This is a genomic window from Pseudomonas sp. SDO5271_S396 (genome assembly GCF_054071795.1).
In genome coordinates this window covers 1-5,967 of the sequence record NZ_JBSVWB010000101.1, presented here as the reverse complement: position 1 = coordinate 5,967, position 5,967 = coordinate 1, and the positions used below count along the sequence as shown (strand labels likewise).

At 59.5% G+C, this 5,967-nt stretch carries 7 protein-coding genes; 6 read left to right on the top strand and 1 reads right to left on the bottom strand.

The features are described from left to right. Nucleotides 1–54 precede the first annotated feature (54 nt). Nucleotides 55–525, bottom strand: coding sequence for an Lrp/AsnC family transcriptional regulator (locus ACW9IN_RS29935; RefSeq protein WP_010167872.1), 471 nt, complete (start codon nt 523–525; stop codon nt 55–57). Nucleotides 526–652: 127 nt separating this feature from the next. On the opposite strand from ACW9IN_RS29935, the gene ACW9IN_RS29930 reads away from it, so the two are divergent. The 6 genes from ACW9IN_RS29930 (at nt 653) to ACW9IN_RS29905 (ending at nt 5,903) form a co-directional block, all read left to right on the top strand. Then, nucleotides 653–991 carry a hypothetical protein gene (locus tag ACW9IN_RS29930; RefSeq protein WP_457369222.1) on the top strand — a complete coding sequence of 113 codons (339 nt, stop codon included), beginning with the start codon at nt 653–655 and terminating at the stop codon, nt 989–991. Nucleotides 992–1,074: 83 nt separating this feature from the next. Then, a complete protein-coding gene (locus ACW9IN_RS29925) occupies nt 1,075–2,757 on the top strand; it encodes a GspE/PulE family protein (RefSeq protein ID WP_457369221.1) in 1,683 nt (560 codons plus the stop codon). A gap of 78 nt (nt 2,758–2,835) precedes the next feature. Next, the gene (locus ACW9IN_RS29920; RefSeq protein WP_457369220.1) at nt 2,836–3,756 is read left to right on the top strand and encodes an SPFH domain-containing protein; all 921 of its coding nucleotides are present in this window, start codon (nt 2,836–2,838) and stop codon (nt 3,754–3,756) included. 10 nt (nt 3,757–3,766) lie between these two features. Further along, complete coding sequence (locus ACW9IN_RS29915; protein WP_457369219.1) at nt 3,767–4,213, top strand: NfeD family protein; 447 nt, start codon at nt 3,767–3,769, stop codon at nt 4,211–4,213. Nucleotides 4,214–4,282: 69 nt separating this feature from the next. Continuing rightward, nucleotides 4,283–4,597 (top strand): DUF2388 domain-containing protein, encoded by a 315-nt coding sequence (locus ACW9IN_RS29910; protein WP_003176799.1) that lies wholly within the window; start codon nt 4,283–4,285, stop codon nt 4,595–4,597. Nucleotides 4,598–4,760: 163 nt separating this feature from the next. Beyond that, the gene (locus tag ACW9IN_RS29905) at nt 4,761–5,903 is read left to right on the top strand and encodes a DegT/DnrJ/EryC1/StrS family aminotransferase (RefSeq protein WP_457369218.1); all 1,143 of its coding nucleotides are present in this window, start codon (nt 4,761–4,763) and stop codon (nt 5,901–5,903) included. Nucleotides 5,904–5,967 lie beyond the last annotated feature (64 nt).

The following is a 5,967-nucleotide window of genomic DNA, read 5'->3' as shown; positions in this document are numbered from 1 at the left end:
GGGAATGCATTCCAAATGTGGGAGCCGGGCTTGCCCGCGATGAGGCCATCCCTGTCAGCGCAATACTGGCAGGCTGGTGGTGGACTTGATCTCCGACAAGGCCACAATCGAATTGACCTCCTGAATCCCCGGCACCATCGACAGTTTTTCGAAGAAAAACCGCTCATAGGCCTCGATGTCCGAGGTGACGATGCGCAGCAGAAAATCCACCGCCCCCATCAGCACATAACACTCCAGCACTTCCGGAAAGCCGCGAATCGCCTCGGTGAATTCCGTGAAGTTGGAACGACCGTGGGCGTTGAGTTTGACCTCGGCGAAAATCTGCGTATTAAGGCCGATCTTCTTGCGGTCCAGCAGTGTGACCTGACCCCGGATGACGCCCTCCTCCTTGAGCCGTTGAATCCGTCGCCAGCACGGTGATTGGGACAAGCCCACCTGTTCAGCGATCTGCGCACTGGAAAGGGATGCGTCCTCTTGCAGAAGCGCCAGGATGCGACGGTCATAGACGTCCAGCTCGCTGTGCATATAAATACCTTCTAGGCGGCTAATTTTGAATTGAACAAGTCTATAAATCGGAAAAACAGCTCATCTTAGATAAGAAATCTCCCGAGACGAATGTAAAAATTTCGCCCATCAACTCAGGAGACTTCCCATGCAGGCCGTCGAAACCGACCACAGCGTTACCCGCGTCGACGCGTGGGCCGTCAACAGCGCCCATTGTCAGGCGCATTACCGGATCGTCGCCGAGGCAGAACCTGATGTGCTGTGCCGGGTGCTCAACCATTTCGCGCTGCAGTTTCTAATGCCTCGACAGGTCAAGGTGGACAGAGACGAAGATCTGCTCAACATCGAGATCATGGTGGATGGCCTGAGCTGGCACCGGGCCCAAGTGATTGGCGAAAAGATTCGAAACCTGATCAGCGTCTGCGCCCTGGACATATGGCCGGCCGATTCCGTGCGGCCCTCACCGATGATGGCAGCCGCCCGGTAAAAACCTGACATACACGCTGGCAGGAAGATTCATGAAGCCTGGCTAGCCTGGGGTTACGCCCAATGCCCCCAGGAACACCACGAATGTCAGTTGATCAACGATTGGACCTCCATCAGTTGTTACCCGCTCTGGCCAAGGACGGGTTGATCACTGGGGATTTGGCGAAACGCGTGCTGGCGCAACCGATCGATAACAGCCAGCATCCATTGGAGTGTATTGCCGCGCAGGGGTCGTGCCTGGAAACCCTCACCCAATGGCTTGCCCGGCTGGCCGGACAACCCTACTTGCGTATCGACCCGTTGAAGATCGACGTGGCGGCCGTGGTGCCGCTGATGTCCCATGCCTTTGCTCAGCGTCACGCCATTCTCGCGGTCGCCGTGGATGCGCAGACCGTGACTGTCGCCAGTGCCCAGCCCCATGTCACGGGTTGGGAGACCGGGCTGGCACAGGTGCTCAAACGGTCGATCAAGCGCGTGGTGGCCAACCCCCAGGATATCCGGCGCTGTACCGGTGAGTTTTACCGGTTGGCGAAATCGGTCAGCGGCGCAGATCAGAAAACCGCCGGCACGGGTGCAATCGAACAGTTGCTCAACCTCGGCGCCAGCGACGAAGAGCCGGACGCCAACGACGCGCACATCGTCAATATCGTCGATTGGCTGTTGCAGTACGCCTTCAGCCAACGGGCGAGCGACATCCATTTGGAACCGTGTCGCGACCAGGGCCGCGTACGCTTTCGCATCGATGGGCTGCTGCATGACGTCTATCAATTCCCGCCGCAGGTTATTTTGGCGGTGGTCAGTCGCCTGAAGAGCCTGGGGCGCATGAACGTGGCGGAAAAGCGCAAACCCCAGGACGGTCGGGTCAAGACCAAAAGCCCGACGGGGGCGGAAGTCGAACTGCGACTTTCGACCTTACCCACGGCCTTTGGCGAAAAACTGGTGATGCGGATTTTCGACCCACAGGTGTTGCTCAAGGACTTCGACCAGTTGGGCCTTTCCCCCAAGGACCAACAACGCTGGCACGCCCTGACATGCCAGACCAACGGCATCATCCTGGTCACAGGTCCGACCGGCTCGGGCAAGACCAGCACCCTCTACACCACGCTCAAGCAACTGGCGACCCGAGAGGTCAACTTGTGCACGGTGGAAGACCCGATCGAGATGGTCGAACCGGCGTTCAACCAGATGCAGGTGCAACACAATATCGACCTGACCTTCGCCAGCGGCATTCGCGCCCTGCTGCGTCAGGACCCGGACATCATCATGATCGGCGAGATTCGCGACCAGGAAACCGCCGAAATGGCGATCCAGGCTGCGCTGACCGGGCACCTCGTATTGTCGACGCTGCACACCAATGACGCCCCCAGTGCTATCAGCCGCTTACTGGAGTTGGGCGTTGCGCATTACTTGATCAAGGCCACGCTGTTGGGCGTGATGGCACAACGTCTGGTACGGGTGCTGTGCCCCCATTGCAAACGCACGGAAAGCGGCACCCACGAGGCAGCAGGCTGCGCCGAATGTCGGAACAGCGGCTACCGGGGGCGCGCCGGCGTCTATGAAATCATGGTGCTGGACGATGACCTAAAGGCGCTGATCACACCCGGCACCGACGTGCAGGCCCTGCGCCACGCGGCCACCGCACGCGGTATGTGCAGCCTGCGGATGGCTGCCATGCACAAGGTGAAGGCCGGCCAGACCACGATGACCGAGGTATTGCGTGTCACCCCCGGGGATCCTGAAACAAATCCTTTGATTGTTGCCGGGTGAAACCGTCCTTATCGCTGGCAACACCGTTACAATCGGCGACAACACCGTTTCACCGACATCATCAGATAGGGAATCGCTATGCAGATCGGAACCGTACTGCTTCTTTTCGTGGGCCTGGCTATCGCCATCCTGTTCATGGGCTTCAAGGTGGTGCCCCAGGGCTACCAATGGACGGTCGAGCGCTTCGGCCGCTACACCAACACCCTAAAGCCCGGGCTGAACATCATCATCCCGGTCATGGACCGCATCGGTCGCAAGATCAACGTGATGGAAAGCGTGCTCGACATCCCGCCCCAGGAAGTCATCACCGCCGACAACGCCACCGTGCAGATCGACGCGGTGTGCTTCTTCCAGGTGGTCAATACGGCCCAGGCGGCCTATGAGGTCAACAACCTCGAACATGCGATCCGCAACCTGCTGCAAACCAACATCCGGACCGTGCTCGGCTCCATGGAACTGGACGCCATGCTCAGCCAGCGTGACGGCATCAACGAAAAACTGTTGAAAACCGTGGACGAAGCCACCGCACCGTGGGGCATCAAGATCACTCGTATCGAAATCAAGGACATCAGCCCGCCTGCGGACTTGATGGCCGCGATGTCGGGCCAGATGAAGGCCGAGCGGATCAAGCGTGCCCAGATCCTTGAAGCCGAAGGTCTGCGGGCGTCGGCGATCCTGACCGCCGAAGGCAAGAAGCAGGCGCAGATTCTCGAAGCCGAGGGTAGCCGCCAGGCCGCGTTCCTTGAGTCCGAAGCCCGCGAGCGCCAAGCCGAAGCGGAAGCGCGTGCCACGCAGGTGGTGTCCGAAGCGATCGCGTCAGGCAACGTGCAGGCGGTCAATTACTTTGTCGCACAAAAATATGTCGACGCGCTGGGCAAGCTGGCCTCCGCCAACAACAGCAAGGTCATTCTGATGCCGCTGGAAGCCAGCCAGGTGATCGGTGCCGTCGGGGGTATCGGCGAAATCGTCAGGGCAACATTCGACAACAAGAAAGGCTGAGGCCGCCGCCATGTGGGACTTCCTGCAGCATCTGTCGTTCTGGGACTGGCTGGCACTGGGCACGGTGCTATTGATCCTCGAAGTTTTTGGCGCCGGCGGTTACCTGTTGTGGATGGGTATCGCCGCAGCGGCCGTGGGCGTGATCAAGTTTCTGGTCCCGCCACTCGGGCTGGAATGGCAACTGCTGCTGTTCGCGGTGCTGTCGATACTGACCGCGGTTTACTGGTGGAAACGCCAGCGCAGCAGTGCCAAGACCAGCGATCAGCCAGGGTTGAATGAGCGAGGGTCAGAACTGATAGGCCGCACCTTTGTGGTGCATCAAGCCATCATTGAGGGGCGCGGCAAGATCAAAGTCGGCGATGGCGTCTGGATGGTCACTGGCCCCGACAGCGCGGTAGGCGCTCAAGTACGGGTGGTTGGCCAGGAAGGCGTGGTTTTAAAGGTTGAAACTGTTTAGTCAATGATGGAACTCGGCCGGGCTTACTACAATCATAAAGTACAGATAACCCACCCGGAGTCACCCATCATGCGTCTTAAATATGCTGTCGCAACCCTTGCTGTGCTTTCCCTCCCTGTCGGTTCAGCCATGGCCGACAGTTTCTGGCGCAATGTCATCTCATCGGGCGCCACCACCGGCTCGACGTACCTGACGTTCAAGGACCACAAACTGGTGGTTGCCGCTCAAGACGACGCCGGCAGCTTCGTTGCCAGCGACGGCGGCATCCGTGGCCCATACCTGGAAGCCGCCATGCAGAAGGTCCGCGCCGACAACCCTGGCTTGCAAGCCACGGACATGGAACTGGCCAACGCCATCCTCGCGAAAAACGCTGTTACCGAGTGAGTCCATCACTCTGAAGAATGCCGCTGATGAAGCGGCATTTTTTTGCCCGCAAGGTAACGATTCATTTACAGGCGACAGGCTATATTCAGTCAGCCCATGCAACCATGTCAGCACTGATACGTCTCTCACTCATCGCCAATCTGAAACGGATGCCTTCGTCGTCATGAGCCAACAGCCCTTCCTGCCGTTCTCCAAACCTACCATCGACGAAGCCACCATTTCGGCGGTCGGCGATGTACTGCGCTCGGGCTGGATCACCAGCGGGCCGAAAGTGCAGGCGTTCGAAGCCCAGTTGTCTGAGTACTTTGGCGGTCGGCCAGTGCGTACCTTCAATTCGGGCACCTGCACCATGGAAATCGCCTTGCGCATCGCCGGTATCGGGCCAGGTGACGAGGTCATCACCACCCCCATCTCCTGGGTTGCCACCGCCAACGTGATTCTGGAAGTGGGCGCCACACCGGTATTTGCCGACATCGACCCGATTACCCGCAACATCGACCTGGCGCAGGTCGAAGCCGCGATCACCCCGCGCACCAAGGCGATCATCCCGGTTTACCTCGCCGGCCTGCCCCTGGACATGCCGATGCTGTATGCCCTGGCCAACAAGTACAACCTGCGTATTGTCGAAGATGCCGCCCAGGCCCTGGGTTCCAGCTGGGATGGCGAACGCATTGGCGCCACGGGCGACTTCGTGTCGTTCAGCTTCCAGGCGAACAAGAACATCACCTCGTCCGAGGGCGGTTGTCTGGTGCTGAACAACGCCGAGGAGGCACGCCTGGCCGAGAAATACCGCCTGCAAGGTGTCACTCGCAGCGGTTACGACGGGCTGGACGTGGACGTGCTGGGCGGCAAGTTCAACATGACCGACATTGCCGCCGCCATCGGCCTGGGACAATTTGCCCATATCGAGAAAATCACCGCGCACCGCCAGCACCTGGCGAGGCACTATTTAAAATGTTTCGGCGCTGACTTCGAGGCGCAATACGGCGCCCAACTGCCGCCGGCAGACTTCGAAAACAGCAACTGGCACCTGTTTCAGCTGGTATTGCCGGAGCGTCAGGACGGCCTGCCGGCGCGCGCCACCTTCATGGAGCAGATGCAGGCCCATGGCGTCGGCATTGGCTATCACTACCCGCCGATCCACCTGCTGAGCCTGTATCGGGCGAAGGGGTTCAAAGAAGGCATGTTCCCGGTGGCAGAGAAAGTCGGGCGTTTGATCGTGTCGTTGCCGATGTTCACGGCGATGACAGAGGCGGATGTGGAGCGGTCGGTGGCAGCCGTGAAAGCGGTACTGGCAGCAGGCTGAAAAATCCGGCTCACCGCAATCAACTGTGGGAGCTGGCTTGCCTGCGATGCATCACTGCGGTGTA

Excerpts from the sequence above, each read along its gene's own strand:
- ACW9IN_RS29935 (WP_010167872.1), bottom strand. The coding sequence starts at position 525 with ATGCACAGCGAGCTGGACGTCTATGACCGTCGCATCCTGGCGCTTCTG.
- ACW9IN_RS29930 (WP_457369222.1), top strand. The coding sequence starts at position 653 with ATGCAGGCCGTCGAAACCGACCACAGCGTTACCCGCGTCGACGCGTGG.
- ACW9IN_RS29925 (WP_457369221.1), top strand. The coding sequence starts at position 1,075 with ATGTCAGTTGATCAACGATTGGACCTCCATCAGTTGTTACCCGCTCTG.
- ACW9IN_RS29920 (WP_457369220.1), top strand. The coding sequence starts at position 2,836 with ATGCAGATCGGAACCGTACTGCTTCTTTTCGTGGGCCTGGCTATCGCC.
- ACW9IN_RS29915 (WP_457369219.1), top strand. The coding sequence starts at position 3,767 with ATGTGGGACTTCCTGCAGCATCTGTCGTTCTGGGACTGGCTGGCACTG.
- ACW9IN_RS29910 (WP_003176799.1), top strand. The coding sequence starts at position 4,283 with ATGCGTCTTAAATATGCTGTCGCAACCCTTGCTGTGCTTTCCCTCCCT.
- ACW9IN_RS29905 (WP_457369218.1), top strand. The coding sequence starts at position 4,761 with ATGAGCCAACAGCCCTTCCTGCCGTTCTCCAAACCTACCATCGACGAA.